The sequence below is a fragment of the Stutzerimonas stutzeri genome, assembly GCF_024448935.1.
GTDB classification, from domain to species: Bacteria; Pseudomonadota; Gammaproteobacteria; order Pseudomonadales; family Pseudomonadaceae; genus Stutzerimonas; species Stutzerimonas stutzeri_AO.
Genome location: NZ_JAMOIE010000264.1, coordinates 1 through 629, shown reverse-complemented (window position 1 = coordinate 629; position 629 = coordinate 1). Strand labels below are relative to the sequence as shown.

The window sequence follows — 629 nt, the reverse complement described above, 5'->3', positions numbered from 1 at the left end:
CGCCAAGCTGGTGCCCCCGCCGCGCACGCACCGCCACCGCTACTTTGGCGTGCTGGCACCGAACTCACCCTTGAGGCCTGCCGTCACGGCGCTGGCGCGTGATGCAGCGGTGAAACCGGCGCAGGTGCAAGCCGAGCCAGCCAGCACGGCTGCAGGCGAGGGCGCACTTGGGGTAAGAAGCCCACTGCCAACCCAGACCGAGCCCGCCCAGCCGGTGCCACCCAAGCGCCCGGCGCACTATTTGTGGGCGGTGCTGATGGCCCGTATCTACGAGGTGTTCCCGCTGCTGTGCCCCATCTGCGGCGGGCAAATGCACATCATCGCCTTCATCACACACAGTGCCGATATCCGCCAAATACTGGAGCACATCGGGGTGGAGACGGAGCCGCCGCACATCACCCCGGCACGCGGGCCGCCACTGTGGGACGAGTGCGACGCGCAAGCCGCAGAGGGCGTGGAGCCAGCCCCAGACTGGGATGAAGCGACCCAACCGGCCCCGGACTTCGAGGTCGATCAGCGCGTCAGTTGGTAGGGTGGCAACAGCGGTTAACAGTGGTTTTGCCAACGTTGCGAGGCAGCGCTGCGCCTGTCACCGCCAAAAACGGGTCATACCGAAAAATCTCGGGCAA

At 66.3% G+C, this 629-nt stretch carries 1 pseudogene; it reads left to right on the top strand.

Going from position 1 to position 629, the window contains the following annotated elements:
- Nucleotides 1-532 (top strand): annotated as a pseudogene (locus NA637_RS25270) (IS91 family transposase); the annotation flags it as partial.
- Nucleotides 533-629 lie beyond the last annotated feature (97 nt).